The 15,729-nt window shown below is 51.7% G+C and carries 13 protein-coding genes and 1 pseudogene; 7 read left to right on the top strand and 7 right to left on the bottom strand.

The features are described from left to right. The first annotated feature begins 77 nt into the window (after positions 1-77). On the top strand, positions 78-515 hold the full coding sequence (gene hslJ, locus KK102_RS00760; RefSeq protein ID WP_126546450.1) for a heat shock protein HslJ: 438 nt from the start codon (positions 78-80) through the stop codon (positions 513-515). Here the strand turns inward: hslJ and KK102_RS00755 are convergent, their stop codons facing one another. Beyond that, positions 516-782 (bottom strand): putative hemolysin, encoded by a 267-nt coding sequence (locus KK102_RS00755; RefSeq protein ID WP_010431552.1) that lies wholly within the window; start codon positions 780-782, stop codon positions 516-518. 270 nt (positions 783-1,052) lie between these two features. On the opposite strand from KK102_RS00755, the gene nifJ reads away from it, so the two are divergent. After that, complete coding sequence (gene nifJ / locus KK102_RS00750) at positions 1,053-4,577, top strand: pyruvate:ferredoxin (flavodoxin) oxidoreductase (RefSeq protein WP_216356699.1); 3,525 nt, start codon at positions 1,053-1,055, stop codon at positions 4,575-4,577. A 389-nt stretch (positions 4,578-4,966) separates the two neighbouring features. Continuing rightward, positions 4,967-6,076: a porin OmpC gene (gene ompC, locus KK102_RS00745; RefSeq protein WP_216356698.1), complete on the top strand. Its 1,110-nt coding sequence runs from the start codon at positions 4,967-4,969 to the stop codon at positions 6,074-6,076. 39 nt (positions 6,077-6,115) lie between these two features. Here ompC and KK102_RS00740 read toward each other — a convergent pair whose 3' ends face one another. Together KK102_RS00740 and KK102_RS00735 are read right to left on the bottom strand one after the other, a co-directional pair. Beyond that, the gene (locus KK102_RS00740) at positions 6,116-6,313 is read right to left on the bottom strand and encodes a hypothetical protein (protein ID WP_126546453.1); all 198 of its coding nucleotides are present in this window, start codon (positions 6,311-6,313) and stop codon (positions 6,116-6,118) included. A gap of 75 nt (positions 6,314-6,388) precedes the next feature. Beyond that, the gene (locus KK102_RS00735) at positions 6,389-6,724 is read right to left on the bottom strand and encodes a DUF1294 domain-containing protein (protein WP_126546454.1); all 336 of its coding nucleotides are present in this window, start codon (positions 6,722-6,724) and stop codon (positions 6,389-6,391) included. Positions 6,725-7,001: 277 nt separating this feature from the next. On the opposite strand from KK102_RS00735, the gene KK102_RS00730 reads away from it, so the two are divergent. From KK102_RS00730 to ttcA, 3 genes and pseudogenes are all read left to right on the top strand, one after another. Further along, positions 7,002-7,850, top strand: coding sequence for a glycosyltransferase family 17 protein (locus KK102_RS00730; protein ID WP_126546460.1), 849 nt, complete (start codon positions 7,002-7,004; stop codon positions 7,848-7,850). Positions 7,851-7,992: 142 nt separating this feature from the next. Next, a pseudogene (locus KK102_RS00725) lies at positions 7,993-8,094 on the top strand (site-specific integrase); the annotation flags it as partial. A gap of 29 nt (positions 8,095-8,123) precedes the next feature. Then, entirely contained in the window at positions 8,124-9,059 is a 936-nt protein-coding gene (gene ttcA, locus KK102_RS00720) for a tRNA 2-thiocytidine(32) synthetase TtcA (protein WP_216356697.1), read from the top strand. A 41-nt stretch (positions 9,060-9,100) separates the two neighbouring features. Here ttcA and dbpA read toward each other — a convergent pair whose 3' ends face one another. The 4 genes from dbpA to KK102_RS00700 all read right to left on the bottom strand — a co-directional run bounded on the left by dbpA (position 9,101) and on the right by KK102_RS00700 (position 13,221). Next, positions 9,101-10,474 (bottom strand): ATP-dependent RNA helicase DbpA, encoded by a 1,374-nt coding sequence (gene dbpA / locus KK102_RS00715; RefSeq protein ID WP_216356696.1) that lies wholly within the window; start codon positions 10,472-10,474, stop codon positions 9,101-9,103. A gap of 27 nt (positions 10,475-10,501) precedes the next feature. After that, positions 10,502-10,678, bottom strand: coding sequence for a proline-rich small protein YnaL (gene ynaL, locus KK102_RS00710; RefSeq protein WP_476728970.1), 177 nt, complete (start codon positions 10,676-10,678; stop codon positions 10,502-10,504). A gap of 279 nt (positions 10,679-10,957) precedes the next feature. Further along, the gene (gene zntB / locus KK102_RS00705) at positions 10,958-11,941 is read right to left on the bottom strand and encodes a zinc transporter ZntB (protein ID WP_126546385.1); all 984 of its coding nucleotides are present in this window, start codon (positions 11,939-11,941) and stop codon (positions 10,958-10,960) included. Between the two features lie 143 nt (positions 11,942-12,084). After that, entirely contained in the window at positions 12,085-13,221 is a 1,137-nt protein-coding gene (locus tag KK102_RS00700; RefSeq protein WP_216356695.1) for a methyl-accepting chemotaxis protein, read from the bottom strand. Between the two features lie 361 nt (positions 13,222-13,582). Between KK102_RS00700 and KK102_RS00695 the strand changes: the two genes are divergently transcribed. Continuing rightward, positions 13,583-15,712: a putative bifunctional diguanylate cyclase/phosphodiesterase gene (locus KK102_RS00695; RefSeq protein ID WP_216356694.1), complete on the top strand. Its 2,130-nt coding sequence runs from the start codon at positions 13,583-13,585 to the stop codon at positions 15,710-15,712. Positions 15,713-15,729 lie beyond the last annotated feature (17 nt).

The raw sequence follows: 15,729 nt of genomic DNA, 5'->3' as shown, positions 1-15,729 counted from the left end.
GATAAACCCCATTAACTCGCGCGGGCGTATGGTTACACTTGGAATAGATTCACAGCATTGATATTTAGAGAAGAAAAATGAAAAAGCTCGTTGCAGTAACTTTTCTGAGCCTGGCCCTGGCGGGCTGCGTTAACCCGGGTAAAGCGTCCGTTCAGCCGGAGCAGCTTCAAAACCACCGTTTTGTGCTGGAAAACGTCGATGGTAAAGCCATCACCAAAACGGCAACGCAGCCTGAAATAAGCTTTAGCGCACTGTCAGATATCAGCCTGATTAAAAACATCACTGTCTCAGGCATGATGTGTAACAGCTATAACGGACAGGGGAAATTGTCCGAAGGCGCGCTCACCGTCAAAACGCTGGCGATGACCCGGAAACTGTGCACTGACCCACAGCTTAACGAACTGGATCAGGCCATCGGCGACATGCTGCGCAAGGGCGCACAGGTCGACCTGACTGAAGACCAGTTAACGCTGGCGACAGCCGAAAAAACGCTGATGTTTAAACGCGTTGAGTAATCAGTAGTTACCGCAAGATCCCACGGCAAGCGACTGTTCACTGCAGCGCTTGCCATTTGGCAACGCGCACATACCAATCGCAGACCCATCGAGTTGGCGAGCAACCGATAACGAACCCCCAATCATCGCGCAGTTGGCCTGGCCGGAGCTTGACATCGCGGCTCTCATACCTGGCGTGACGTGCGCCGCCGTTGCCTGCTGAACAGGTTCACTGCTACATGCCGACAACAATAACGCGGCACACCCTACCCAAAACGCTGAACGCATGTTCTCTCCCCCACGAATAATGACAAACCTATGCATAATAGGCACGCGGCGCCGCATCGTCGAGAGTGGATGTGCGTATTTATGCGCTCCGGAAACAATTTCTCGCAATTTTTCCGGCAAAAGTTTGATCTACTCATTGATGCCGGGAATATCGAGGACACAAAAGCGAAAATCGCAAAACCTGAGCTTTGCTAAAATAAAAGAATAATTATCAGGGCTTGTTGCCGTTATACAGGCCCCTCTTTTTGCGCAATGTAAGGGTGTCGTCTTATGCAAACTATTGACGGTAATGGTGCAGTCGCGTCAGTTGCGTTCCGTACCAGCGAAGTTATCGCCATCTACCCGATTACGCCAAGTTCCACGATGGCTGAACAGGCGGATGCCTGGGCCGGAAACGGGGTAAAAAACGTCTGGGGGGATGTCCCACGCGTGGTTGAAATGCAGTCCGAAGCGGGCGCGATTGCCGCGGTGCACGGTGCGCTTCAGACAGGCGCCTTGTCCACGTCGTTTACCTCCTCTCAGGGATTGCTGCTGATGATCCCGACGTTATACAAATTAGCCGGACAGTTGACGCCATTTGTGCTGCATGTTGCCGCACGTACGGTCGCGACTCACGCCCTCTCCATCTTTGGCGATCACTCAGACGTGATGGCGGTCCGTCAAACGGGCTGCGCCATGCTGTGCGCCAGCAGCGTCCAGGAGGCACAGGACTTCGCGCTCATTTCGCATATCGCGACGCTGAAAAGCCGCGTGCCGTTTATTCATTTCTTTGATGGGTTCCGCACTTCCCACGAAATCAACAAAATCGTTCCGCTGGCTGACGATACGATCCTCACTCTTCTGCCACAGGCTGAGATCGACGCGCACCGCGCTCGCGCCCTCAACCCGGAACATCCTGTGATTCGCGGAACATCTGCAAACCCGGATACCTATTTCCAGTCTCGCGAAGCGACCAACCCGTGGTACGACGCGGTTTATGACCATGTTGAACAGGCGATGAATGCGTTCGCGACCGCCACAGGACGGGCGTACAAACCGTTCGAATATTATGGCCATCCGCAGGCGGAACGCACGATCGTGCTGATGGGCTCAGCCATCGGCACCTGTGAAGAAGTGGTGGATGAACTGCTGGCGCGCGGCGAAAAGGTCGGCGTGCTGAAAGTGCGGCTTTATCGTCCATTCTCAGCTAAACATTTGCTCTCAGCGCTTCCGGAAAGCGTGCGATCCGTTGCCGTTCTTGACCGTACCAAAGAACCGGGTGCGCACGCGGAACCGCTCTATCTGGACGTGATGACGGCCCTGGCGGAAGCGTTTAATAGCGGCGAACGCGAAATGCTGCCGCGCGTTATTGGCGGGCGCTATGGCTTGTCATCTAAAGAGTTCGGCCCGGACTGCGTGCTGGCCGTCTTTAACGAGCTGAATTCAGCGAAGCCAAAACCGCGCTTTACGGTTGGCATTTATGATGATGTGACTAACCTGTCCCTGTCGTTGCCGGAAAATACCCTGCCCTCGACCGCTAAACTTGAGGCGCTGTTCTATGGTCTGGGCAGCGACGGAAGCGTCTCAGCAACCAAAAACAACATCAAGATCATCGGAAATTCGACGCCGTGGTATGCCCAGGGCTATTTCGTCTATGACTCCAAAAAAGCGGGCGGTCTGACCGTTTCCCACCTGCGCGTCAGCGAACACCCTATCCGCTCGGCTTACCTCATTTCGCAGGCAGATTTTGTCGGCTGCCATCAGCTTCAGTTTATCGACAAATACCAGATGGCGGAGCGCCTGAAACCTGGCGGTATTTTCCTGATTAACACTCCGTACAGCGTTGATGAAGTCTGGGCGCGGCTGCCGCAGGAAGTGCAGGCGGTGCTGAACCAGAAAAAGGCCCGACTCTTTGTGATTAACGCTGCGAAAATTGCCCGCGAATGTGGCCTGGCGGCGCGTATCAACACCGTGATGCAGATGGCATTCTTCCATCTGACCAACATCCTGCCGGGCGACAGTGCGCTGAGGGAGCTGCAGGGTGCGATAGCCAAAAGCTACAGCAGTAAAGGCCAGGAGCTCGTCGAGCGCAACTGGCAGGCGCTGGCGCTGGCGCGCGAATCGCTGTTTGAGGTACCGCTGCAGCAGGTGAACGCAGCCAGCCCGAACCGTCCTCCGGTGGTGTCCGACGCGGCGCCGGATTTCGTGAAAACCGTAACGGCGGCGATGCTGGCCGGTTTGGGCGACGCCCTGCCCGTCTCGGCGCTGCCGCCGGACGGCACCTGGCCAATGGGCACCACCCGTTGGGAAAAACGCAATATCGCCGAAGCGATCCCGATCTGGAAAGAGGAGCTGTGCACGCAGTGCAACCACTGCGTGGCGGCCTGCCCGCACTCGGCCATCCGAGCCAAGGTGGTTTCACCTGAAGAGATGGAAACCGCACCGGCCAGCCTGCACTCGCTGGATGTGAAATCCCGCGACATGCGCGGACAGAAGTACGTTCTGCAGGTCGCCCCTGAAGACTGTACCGGCTGTAACCTGTGTGTCGAGGTGTGCCCGGCGAAAGATCGTCAAAATCCAGAGATCAAAGCCATCAATATGATGTCGCGTCTGGAACATGTTGAAGAGGAGAAAGTGAATTATGACTTCTTCCTGAACCTGCCGGAAATCGATCGCAGCAAGCTGGAACGTATTGATATTCGCACCTCGCAGCTGATTACTCCGCTGTTCGAATACTCGGGTGCCTGCTCTGGCTGCGGAGAAACACCGTATATCAAACTGCTTACGCAGCTTTACGGCGACCGAATGCTGATCGCTAACGCCACAGGCTGCTCGTCTATTTACGGTGGTAACCTCCCTTCCACGCCGTACACCACCGACGCTAACGGTCGCGGCCCGGCATGGGCGAACTCGCTGTTTGAAGATAACGCCGAGTTTGGCCTTGGCTTCCGTCTGACCGTCGACCAGCACCGCGCGCGCGTGATGCGTCTGCTGGCGCAGTTTGGCGATAAAATCCCGGCGGAACTGAATGAGGCACTTCACTCGGAAGCCGCGCCGGACGTGCGGCGCGAGCAGGTCGCTGAACTGCGCAACGCGCTGCAGGGCGTTGAGGGTGCAGAGCAGTTGTTGACGGATGCCGATGCGCTGGTTGAGAAATCTATCTGGCTGATCGGCGGCGACGGCTGGGCCTACGACATTGGCTTCGGCGGGCTTGATCATGTTCTGAGTCTGACCGAAAACGTTAATATTCTGGTGCTGGATACGCAGTGTTATTCCAACACCGGCGGTCAGGCGTCTAAAGCGACACCGTTAGGCGCCGTCACCAAATTTGGTGAGCACGGTAAACGCAAAGCGCGTAAAGATCTCGGCGTCAGCATGATGATGTATGGCCACGTTTATGTCGCGCAGATTTCACTGGGTGCGCAGCTTAATCAGACCGTGAAAGCGATTCAGGAAGCGGAAGCCTACCCTGGCCCATCGCTGATCATTGCCTACAGCCCTTGCGAGGAGCACGGCTATGACCTGGCTCTCAGCCACGATCAGATGCGGCAGCTCACGGCAACCGGCTTCTGGCCGCTGTACCGGTTCGACCCACGGCGTGCGGATGAAGGCAAGCTGCCGCTGGCGCTGGATTCACGTCCTCCATCTGATGCCCTTGCCGAGACGCTTATGCAGGAGCAGCGCTTCCGCCGCCTCAATGCGCAACAGCCTGAAGTAGCAGAACAGCTCTGGAAAGATGCCGCCGCGGATCTGCAAAAACGCTATGACTTCCTGGCGCAGATGGCAGGGAAAGCAGATAAATCGACCAGCGAATAAGTCTACCTGCCCGGCTCGTCCGGGCATTTTTTTGTCATAAAAAAAGCCCGGCGTATTCACACCGGGCTAATCCAGATAATCTCAGAAAACTATTTAGATAACTAAATAATATTCACAGCAATTATGGATGAAGAAATCTTAAAGGCATATAACGACGGCGATCTTACCTTTTTTCCCACGCAATTAATAATTTTAGTTTTGTATGTTTCCGGTTAATACATTCATGAAATCTATCAAGATTTCAACAGTATTATTTAGTTGAGAATTTACTTAAAACGTAACAAATATAACTACGACTCCACATTGGGAGTGATTTAGCATGAGACATCTTTCCAGTGTGGAAAGTTCATCTGGTAATTAAATAAAAATGATTGCAAAGGAATATCACTATGCAAAGAAAAGTACTGGCCCTCATGATTCCTGCGCTGTTAATGGCAGGCGCAGCACATGCAGCAGAAATTTATAATAAAGACGGTAACAAATTAGACCTGTACGGAAAAGTAGATGGTCTCCACTACGTCTCTGACGATGCGTCAAAAGATGGCGACCAAACCTATATGCGTCTGGGCTTCAAAGGCGAAACCCAAATCAACAACCTGATGACCGGCTACGCACAGTGGGAATACAACGTTCAGGCTAATAACACCGAAGGGTCTGATAACCAGTCCTGGACGCGTCTGGCCTTCGCGGGCGTGAAAGTGGGTGATTACGGTTCATTCGATTATGGCCGTAACTATGGCGTGCTGTACGACGTGGAAGGCTGGACAGATATGCTGCCAGAATTCGGTGGCGACTCATACACCTACGCCGATAACTTTATGACCGGCCGTGCAAACGGCGTGGCAACCTACCGTAATACTGACTTTTACGGCCTGGTGCAGGGTCTGAACTTTGCGCTGCAATATCAGGGCAACAACGAATCCGGCAATAACAATCAGGAAGGGACCAACAACGGTCGTGATACGCGCCATGAGAACGGCGACGGTTTCGGTATCTCAACCACCTATGATTTCGGCATGGGCATCAGTGCAGGCGCGGCTTACGCCTCTTCTGACCGTACCAACGATCAGGTGACACGTACGACCGCGGGCGGCGATAAAGCGGATGCATGGACTGCTGGCCTGAAATACGATGCCAACAATATCTACCTGGCGGCAATGTATTCCGAAACCCGCAATATGACACCATACGGTGATAAAGAAATTAACGTAGCCAACAAAACTCAGAACTTTGAAGTCACCGCTCAGTATCAGTTCGACTTTGGTCTGCGTCCGGCGATTTCTTACCTGCAGTCCAAAGGGAAGGATCTGGGCAACGGTCAGGGCGATCAGGACCTGGTTAAATATGCTGACGTAGGTGCCACCTACTATTTCAACAAAAACATGTCCACCTATGTTGATTATAAAATCAACCTGCTGGACGAAGACGACAGCGTCTACAAAAATAACGGCATCAGCACTGACGATGTTGTTGCATTAGGTCTGGTTTACCAGTTCTAATCCTACGGGCCCGCAGCGTTCTGCGGGCTCAAAACATCGCTATACACCTTTTCTGACCAGCTCAGCGGCTTTGACGAACACCTCGTCTTCAACGCCATCGCCCTTCTGCCGGCCGAGTCTGACCAGTTCATCAACGATACTTTCACGGTTGATAGGCTTCTGCGCGGAAACCAGCCCAATAACGGCGGCCCCTATCGCCAGCCCAACCAATCCTGTCTGTTCTTCTTTGTTCTTCATGATCGCGCTCCCTTGTACAACAGAAAAGCGTAGCAGGAATACAGTAAAATGAGTGTTTGTTACGCCAGCCGACGCTCATAACGCAGAGAAGTGATATACCGCCGCCATCGCTGCGATGCTCACGACCACACTGAGCATAAAGTAGGTTTTGAAGGGCTGCTTTTGCGTTTTATGGCGAAACAGTTGCTGACCCAGAATGGCGGCAGGCCAACCCCCTGTCACCCCAAACGCCAGCAAAGTGATTTCCGGGACTCTGCGCAAGCCCTTTTGCGCCGCCATTTTATCCGCGCCATATATCACCACCGTTAACATATTGATGAGCACGAACCACATGACAAGAGGATTCGAGGTAAAAAGGCTGCCGGTCGCAGCAGAAAACAGGAGCAAATAACAAAAACGATTGAGCGTCATAGCAGTGACCACGGGAACGTTAAGCGTATTCAGATGCCGCATTATACGCGATAACGTGAATGTATCAGGTTAGCGCTGTGTCAATTTCTGCCAACACTGACATCTTTACCATATCATTGATTTCATTAATTATTTTTTGTAAAATACGGATATCCTGAGAGACTAGCGATCTCCATCTGTTTTGTTTTTTAGTCCTCTAAGGTAGCATTACGCAAAGAAGAACGTGAAAGATGCTGGATAAATGCTCCAACCTGGCGAAAAGATAAAGGAATTCCAAATGATTTATGATTGTTTTTTATACTACGATGAAGATATGCTGCTTGAACTTCGCCTCAATACGTTAAACAAAGTCATTGATAAGTTTGTGATTGTAGAATCAACTCATTCATTTACTGGAATTCCGAAGCCGCTCAATTTCAATATCGAAAAATTCCCTGAATTTAAAGATAAAATCATTTACGTTGTTTACGATTCACTTCCTAAGCTGAAAAATGGCGTCGAAGGGGAATATGATGCCTGGGCTAACGAAGCAGCGACCCGAAACGCAACGATGCGCGGGCTTCGTGATGCGAAGGACGACGATATTATTATCATCTCCGATGTCGATGAGATCTTCACCCCTGAAGCCATTAAGCAAATTAACCCCAGGAAATTATGTACGACCTTCCACATGAATTTCTTCAACTATCAATTTAACCTGCAAGTCTTTAATAAAGATGGCTCTGCGCGCCTGTGCACACTTCCGCGCGCGACAACGTTACGTAATCTTAGAGACCGTTTTGGCGGAAACGCGTTTGACTTTAGAAACGTTAAGTCCACTAAAATGTATAAAGCGTTTTTGTCAAGACTGACATTCAAATATAGAAACAAGATTGTAAAAAATGCAGGTTGGCACTTCTCGTGGGTGATGTCGCCTGAGCGCATCTCCAGGAAGATGTCTACGATCTCTCATACTGAACACGATACGCCAGAATTCAATAACCCTGAACACATCATGAAAGTGATTACGAACGCAGAGGACATCTGGGGTCGAGACAGAAAATTGGTCAAGCAGGATCTTAAAAAACCTGAGTTTCCGGCTTACTTAGTCGATAATAAAGAGAAGTTTAAAGCGTTTATTATTTAATCAGCGGTTTTGACCAGATAATACCGGGTGCTTTTAATGTACATGTTCGGCTATAAAGCACTCTCTTTTTTCCCATAATCACAGGAATCGGTCTCGCTCTCTCTGTTGCCATCCCGGGAAACCTACTACGCTTTATCATTCCAACACCGCTCTAAAACTTGCTGGTATTCGCCGTCGGAATCCGTAACATACGCGGCATACTTTTGCCTGCTGGCTTTTATCTGCCAGCGCTAAACCGTCTTTCGACCCTGCTGGCTCCGAAGGTAGTAATAAATGCAACAAATTCAAGAAATTAACAAAAAAGAACAATACAACCTGAACAAGCTGCAAAAGCGTTTGCGCCGTAACGTGGGCGAAGCTATTGCGGACTTCAACATGATTGAAGAAGGCGACCGCATCATGGTTTGTCTGTCAGGGGGTAAAGACAGCTACACCATGCTGGAGATCCTGCGTAATCTTCAGCAAAGCGCACCGGTGAATTTTTCCCTGGTGGCGGTGAATCTCGACCAGAAACAGCCTGGGTTCCCTGAGCACATTCTGCCAGAGTATCTGAAAAATCTTGGCGTTGAGTACAAAATCGTCGAAGAAAACACCTACGGGATTGTTAAAGAGAAGATCCCGGAAGGGAAAACGACCTGCTCGCTGTGCTCTCGCTTACGCCGCGGGATCCTCTACCGTACCGCGACGGAGCTGGGCGCGACCAAAATTGCGCTCGGCCATCACCGCGACGATATCCTGCAAACGCTGTTCCTGAACATGTTCTACGGCGGCAAGATGAAAGGCATGCCGCCTAAGCTAATGAGCGATGACGGCAAGCACATTGTGATCCGTCCCCTCGCCTACTGCCGCGAAAAAGACATTGAGCGTTTTTCGCAGGCTAAAGGTTTCCCGATCATTCCATGTAATCTCTGCGGCTCACAGCCGAACCTGCAGCGTCAGGTGATTGGTGACATGCTGCGCGACTGGGACAAACGTTATCCGGGTCGGATCGAAACCATGTTCAGCGCAATGCAGAACGTCGTCCCTTCCCATCTCGCGGATGTTGAGTTGTTCGATTTCAAAGGTATAAACCACGAATCCGAAGTGGTTAACGGTGGCGATCTGGCGTTTGACCGGGAAGAGATCCCACTGCAGCCTGCGGGCTGGCAGCCGGAAGAAGATGAGAGTCAGTTAGAAGAACTGCGTCTGAATGTGCTGGAAGTGAAATAAAGCGAAGCGTCTCAGAGAGATATCTGAGACGCTTTTTTCCGTTACTTCAGCAGACGAACGCGGCAGGCTTTGCCTTTAATTTTACCGTTTTGCAGCTGCTTCCAGGCTTTATGCGCCACCGACTGGCGGACCGCCACGTAAACGTGCGCCGGATGAACCGCAATCTTTCCGATATCCGCCCCGTCAAGACCGATATCTCCCGTCAGCGCACCTAATACATCACCCGGACGCATTTTGGCTTTTTTGCCGCCGTCGATGCACAGCGTCGCCATTTCAGCCTCCAGCGGGACTATGCTGATATTGCCCGGGGCATTCACCCAGTTCAGCTTAATCTGCAGCATTTCAGAAAGAATATTGGCGCGCTGCGCCTCTTCCGGCGCGCAGAAGCTGATGGCGAGACCGCTGTTGCCCGCGCGCGCGGTACGACCAATACGATGGACGTGTACCTCGGGATCCCAGGCCAGTTCAAAGTTAACCACCAGCTCTAGCGATTTAATGTCCAGACCGCGGGCGGCAACGTCGGTCGCGACCAGCACGCGCGCGCTGCCGTTAGCAAAACGCACCAGCGTCTGATCGCGGTCGCGCTGCTCCAAATCCCCATGCAGCGACAATGCGCTTTGACCAGCGGCATTCAGGGCATCGCAAACCGACTGACAATCCTTTTTAGTGTTGCAAAACACCACGCAGGAAGCAGGCTGGTGCTGGCTCAGCAGCTTTTGCAGCAGCGAGATTTTGCCGTGCTGCGACGTTTCAAAAAACTGCTGCTCGATGGCGGGCAGAGCATCAACGGTATCAATTTCAATGGTCAACGGATTTTTCTGCACACGACCACTGATTGCCGCGATGGCTTCAGGCCAGGTCGCGGAGAACAAAAGCGTCTGACGATCCTGCGGCGCAAAGCGGATCACCTCATCAATGGCATCGCTAAAGCCCATGTCGAGCATACGATCGGCTTCATCCATTACCAGCGTCTGAAGAGCATCAAGCGAAACCGTCCCCTTTTGCAGGTGATCGAGCAGGCGTCCCGGCGTGGCAACGATAATGTGCGGCGCATGCTGGAGCGAATCACGCTGTGCGCCAAAAGGTTGCCCGCCACAGAGGGTGAGGATTTTGGTGTTCGGCAGAAAACGAGCCAAACGGCGCAACTCTCCGGCGACCTGGTCAGCCAGCTCGCGGGTCGGACACAGAATCAGCGACTGCGTCTGGAACAACGTCGCATCGATATGCTGCAACAGCCCGAGACCAAATGCAGCCGTTTTCCCACTGCCGGTTTTTGCCTGTACGCGTACGTCACGGCCTTCCAGGATGGCCGGCAGCGCAGCCGCCTGTACAGGGGTCATAGTGAGGTATCCCAACTCGTTAAGGTTATCGAGTTGGGCAGCAGGCAGAACGTTCAGGGTAGAAAAAGCGGTCACAGTATTCTCTCGTGGTCATCTTCGCAGTCAGATGGCGCGTATCCTCGCAGATATCAGGGTTGGATGCGACATTTTAATCGGTTCTTCATCTGGCGGCGGGTCCGGCATTGGCTGAGGACGCGGGATGGGGTCGGGCATCGGCGTTGGGTCGGTGGGTACCGGATCGGACTGGCGTATATTCATAAATTGCAGGGCGAGTAGCATGCTCATCTCTTCCTCCAGGTTTTTTGTTGACCCTTTTAGGGTAGTCGCTGGGGAACAGCAGGCAAAAAAAAGCCGACTATTAAGTCGGCGTCGTACGAATCAATTGTGCTATGCAGTAATTCAAAAAAAGGAAGTAAGACAATATGGAGCGCAACGCCCATCGCTTGACGTTGCATTCACCTGCGGGAGTAATATTGCACCTTGCGGGGCCGATGTTTATTGACTTCGCTCAATTAAAATGTCGTTTTGAAGCAATCTACTGACCGAAAAAGTGCAAATTTACAACCATTTACTGCGATGCAACCACCATGCAACACCGCCAATCAAAACCACTAACATGACGCAAAAGGTGGTAAAACCATAGTGGTATTCTCCGCCGGGTATTCCGCCAAGATTGACGCCAAACAGCCCCGTCAGAAAAGTGCTGGGTAAAAAGACCATCGCCATGAGCGACATCGTATAAGTTCGTCTCGAGAGTGATTCCTGCATCACCTGGGCAATTTCGTCCGCCATTACCGCCGTTCGGGCAATACAGGAGTCGATCTCGTCCAGTCCTCGTCCGAGCCTGTCCGCTATGTCCTGCATTCTTCTACGCTGGTCATCGTTCATCCAGCTCAGCCGCTCGCTAGCCAGTCGCGCGTACACATCGCGCTGTGGCGTCATGTAGCGACGCATGACGATCAGCTGTTTGCGCAAAAGCGCCAGAAAACCGCGTGGGGGGATCTGCTGATCGAGCAGATTGTCCTCCAGATCGATAATCTTATCGTGCAGCTCTTCGATAAATTCACTGGCATGATCGGTCAGGGCATCGCAGACGTCCACCAGCCAGCTGCCGCAATCCGTCGGGCCCGTGCCCTCTTTCAGATCGTTAACCACGTCATCCAGCGCCAGCACCTTACGCTGCCGGGTGGAGACAATCATCCGCTCATCCATATAGAGGCGCATGGCAACCAGCTGGTCGGGACGTTCATCCGTGCTGCCGTTAATGCAGCGCAGCGTAATTAATGTCCCCTCGCCCATTCGGCTGACGCGTGGCCTGAGGCTCTCTCCTGCGAGCGCATCGCGCACGTTATTGGGTAAGAGCGGCGTCGATGCCAGCCACTGGGCACTGTCTGGATGGGTGTAGTTCAAATGCAGCCAGCAGGGATGTTCATTATCAATATCATCGCTGTCTTCCAGCGGCCTCGCACCACCACGGCCATCGAACACCCACGCAAAAACTGCGTCAGGCACGTTAATTTCGGACCCTTTAATGCTCTCCACAGCGCCTCCCGCTTTTCATCTTTACGGTGTCAGTCTAGCTTTCGTCCAGGCTTAAGCAATAGATATGTTCAGCATCGCGCTGAATGCGCTCAGGAATTGCACTTTTCGCATCAAAGAAAAAGCCTGGCAAGCCAGGCTTTTTATCAGAGAGAGGGGAGCGGGGAAGGTTGACGTCGCGATGAGGGCTCATCCGCGAGATGTCGCTGGTCAAGCCGGAAATTACGCGTGCGGGTTTGCAGTTCAATCACCTGGTTACGCAGCACATCGGAGGATCCGTTGAGCTCTTCCACCATGGCAACATTGCTCTGCGTCACGCGTTCCAGTTCAGACAGCGCCTGCGTTATCTGCGAAATCCCCTTTTCCTGTTCTGACGTGGAGGCAGAAATATCGTCCATTAACCGGCTGACGTTGTTCGACCCCGCCACGATATCCTGCATATTTCTCTCCGCTTCCGAGACAACATTAACGCCCTGCGTCACGTTATTGCTGGTGACATCTATCAGCGATTTGATGTTTTTCGCTGCTTCGGCGCTTCGGTGTGCGAGATTACGGACTTCGCCCGCCACCACGGAGAATCCTTTGCCATGATCGCCCGCGCGTGCAGCCTCTACCGCCGCGTTAAGCGCCAGAATATTGGTCTGGAAAGCGATACCATCGATAAGGGAAATAATTTCCGTCATTTGCTGGGCACATTCGGTTATAGACTGCATGTTGTTAGCAACCTGCCCCATTAATTGTCCGCCTTTTTGCGCCTGTAACGTCGCGGCATTCGCTTGCTCACTGGCCAACCGAGTATTGTCTGCATTGTTTCGGGTACTCGCTGCCATTTGTTCCATGCTGGCCGCCGTCTGGATCAATGACGCTGACTGCTGCTCGGTCTTTACCGACAGCTCTGCACTGCGGGATGAGAGTTGCTCCGCAAGCGTCATGGCCGTTTGTGAAGAGGATCTGATCTCGCTGACCAGCGTTGCGATGTTACTGGATAAGCTATTAATCCCTGGGATCAAACGCCCTGCGCAGTTATTGCCAAATTCAGGGATAGAGACGCCAAGATTGCCCGACGTCACTTCTTCAATACTTTTTTTCACAGTATTGATCGGCGTCACAAGATATTTTGTCATGTACGCCCAAAGCAAAATCAGAGCAATTAATTGTGTAGTATTCACGGCAATAAAAAGTGACATGCCATTTGCAAACAATGCAATCACTCCGTTATTAACCAAAATGAGACATAAAAGGAAAAAGACAATAAAAGTTCTGACACTAATATTTCTTAGCATACATTTTCCTGGGACTTTATATTTTTATCGGCATTAAAATTTATAGCATTGCACGATAGCTTTGTCCTCACGATCTGCGCGAGTTTGTTGTTTCGCAGTTTGATTGGCTTAGTTTCACTTAAGAGAGAACAAAAGCGGGTTTTACAGGAAATGCATTACTCGACATGCTACCGCTCTGGTTTATGCCCCACGTACGCGATACTCTGTCCTTACGCCACGCGATAGATATTCATATGTATTTAAGAGGTATTGCGTTAAAAGCGGGGAACTGTTTAGTCACGCTTAAAAGAGTAATTTGCTTAATATATTTTATATTCTTTATTAATTGATAACTCCGTAACTTTAGGCGTGGGATGACATAATGCTCAATGTATCGTGGGACCCTGTTTTAATAGCCATTTCTTATTTGGTGGCGTTTATCGCCTCATTTGTGGCTTTAGACAGCGCGGGTAAAATCCCCCTTTCCAGCCGCAGGACAGCCCTATTCTGGCGTATGGCTGGCGGAGTGACCTTAGGTATTGGGATCTGGTCTATGCATTTCATCGGCATGCTGTCGATGAAAATGCCGATGATCATGAGCTACCACCTCTGGCTCACCGTCGGCTCGCTGGGTATTGCCGTCGTTGCTTCAACGCTTGCCATTAATATCGCCGTTCCCGGGAAATCGCTTTCCCCTTTTCGACTGATCCTCTCCACGCTGATCCTCAGCGCGGGTGTCGTTTCCATGCACTATGTCGGCATGGCGGCATTAATGCTGAAGGGCAGCATTATCTGGGATCGACGCATTGTCCTCTTATCGGTGCTGATTGCCGTCATCGCGTCCGGCGCGGCACTCTGGTTAGCCTTCCATTTACGGGAAAAGCGTAAAGGCGTGTATATCAACCGTCTTGCGGCTGCGCTAGTGATGGCTGCAGCCATTTGCGCTATGCATTACACGGGAATGAACGCCGCGCATTTCCACGAAATGGAAAACACATTACCGGGCGGTATCAGTGAACTGGGATTATCTATTTGGGTATCCGTCACCACATTATGTTTGCTCGGTGTGATGTTGATTATCTCGCTGATAGATTCACACTGGCGGACTAACCGGCTGACGGATAATTTGCGCCAGCTAAACAGACAGCTCGAGCTACAGGCACGTTTTGATGCGCTTACCGGGCTTGCCAATCGTCACCAGATGGACGCGCGGATGCAGGACTGCCTTCACAGCGCGCTGCTGAGCAAAAAGCCGTTTGCGGTGATATTTTTCGATATTGACCATTTCAAGCGGATTAATGACATCTGGGGTCATCACGTTGGCGATGAACTGCTGATAAACGTGGCTCATCGCGTGACTGCACGGCTAACACGTGAAATGACGCTGGCACGCCTGGGTGGTGATGCCTTCATTTTGCTGGTCCCAGAATGCGACGACGACAAGCTAAACGCTCTGCTTTCATCCCTGCTGGACGATATCCGTCGTCCACTTTCCCTTTGCGGGCATACGTTAACCATCACGCTCAGCGCAGGGGTAAGCCTCTATCCTCAACATGGTGAAACGCTGCATGAGCTTAAGCTAAAAGCCGATGCAGCGATGCATAATGTGAAAAAACAAAGTCGAAACGGCTGGGCCATTTACCGCGCAGAGATGTCCACGGCGGTTCCGGCTGAGCCAGCCTTTTTGCAGGAGTTATCCCTTGCGCTGGAACGCGATCAGTTTGAAATCTGGTATCAGCCGACCTGGCTGGCAGAAGAGAACGCCATTCACGGGTTTGAGGCATTGCTACGCTGGCGTCACCCGGAACAGGGTATTTTACTGCCCGCTCTCTTTTTACCGTCGCTGGAACAAACCGGGTTGATCATTCCCGTTGGTAACTGGGCGATTGAAGCAGCCTGTAAACAGCTGAGCTTCTGGACTGAACAGGGATTCAGCCAATGGACATTGTCATTCAACCTGTCGCCGATGCAATTTGAGCAGCAGGATATCTTTCAGGTTATCTCGTCCACGCTGCAAAAATATAACCTCGCTCCCTCCCGGTTGATCCTTGAAGTGACGGAAAGCACGGCGCTAAAAAACCTCGATCGCAGCATTGAATTGCTCACCGCGTTCAACCAGGCAGGGATTACCGTTTCGATAGATGATTTTGGTACGGGTTATTCGAACCTTCTCATGCTCAGCGTCTTACCGGCGAAAGAGCTGAAAATCGATAAAAGCTTCGTCAGTTCAATGCTTGAAAATGAGAAAAGCCGAAAGCTTGTAGAAACGATAATTACCATCGCCCGGACTCTGGAGATGAATGTCGTTGCAGAAGGAATTGAAACCGAAGCGCAGCGGGCAATGCTGGTGAGCCTGGGTTGTGATTATCTCCAGGGGTTCCTGTACTCCCGCCCGTTACCTGCAGAACAGGTTCCGTGGCTGCTTCTGCAAAAGACGGCTGAAAGACAGATTATACCAATCGGTAAAATTCAGGCGGAATCCCCTTTTATTTCACAAAAAAACCACGCCTGATGTGATTAAGTAAGGTA

The sequence above is a fragment of the Enterobacter quasimori genome, from assembly GCF_018597345.1.
Taxonomy (GTDB): Bacteria; Pseudomonadota; Gammaproteobacteria; order Enterobacterales; family Enterobacteriaceae; genus Enterobacter; species Enterobacter mori.
This window is presented reverse-complemented; position numbering and strand designations above follow the sequence as displayed.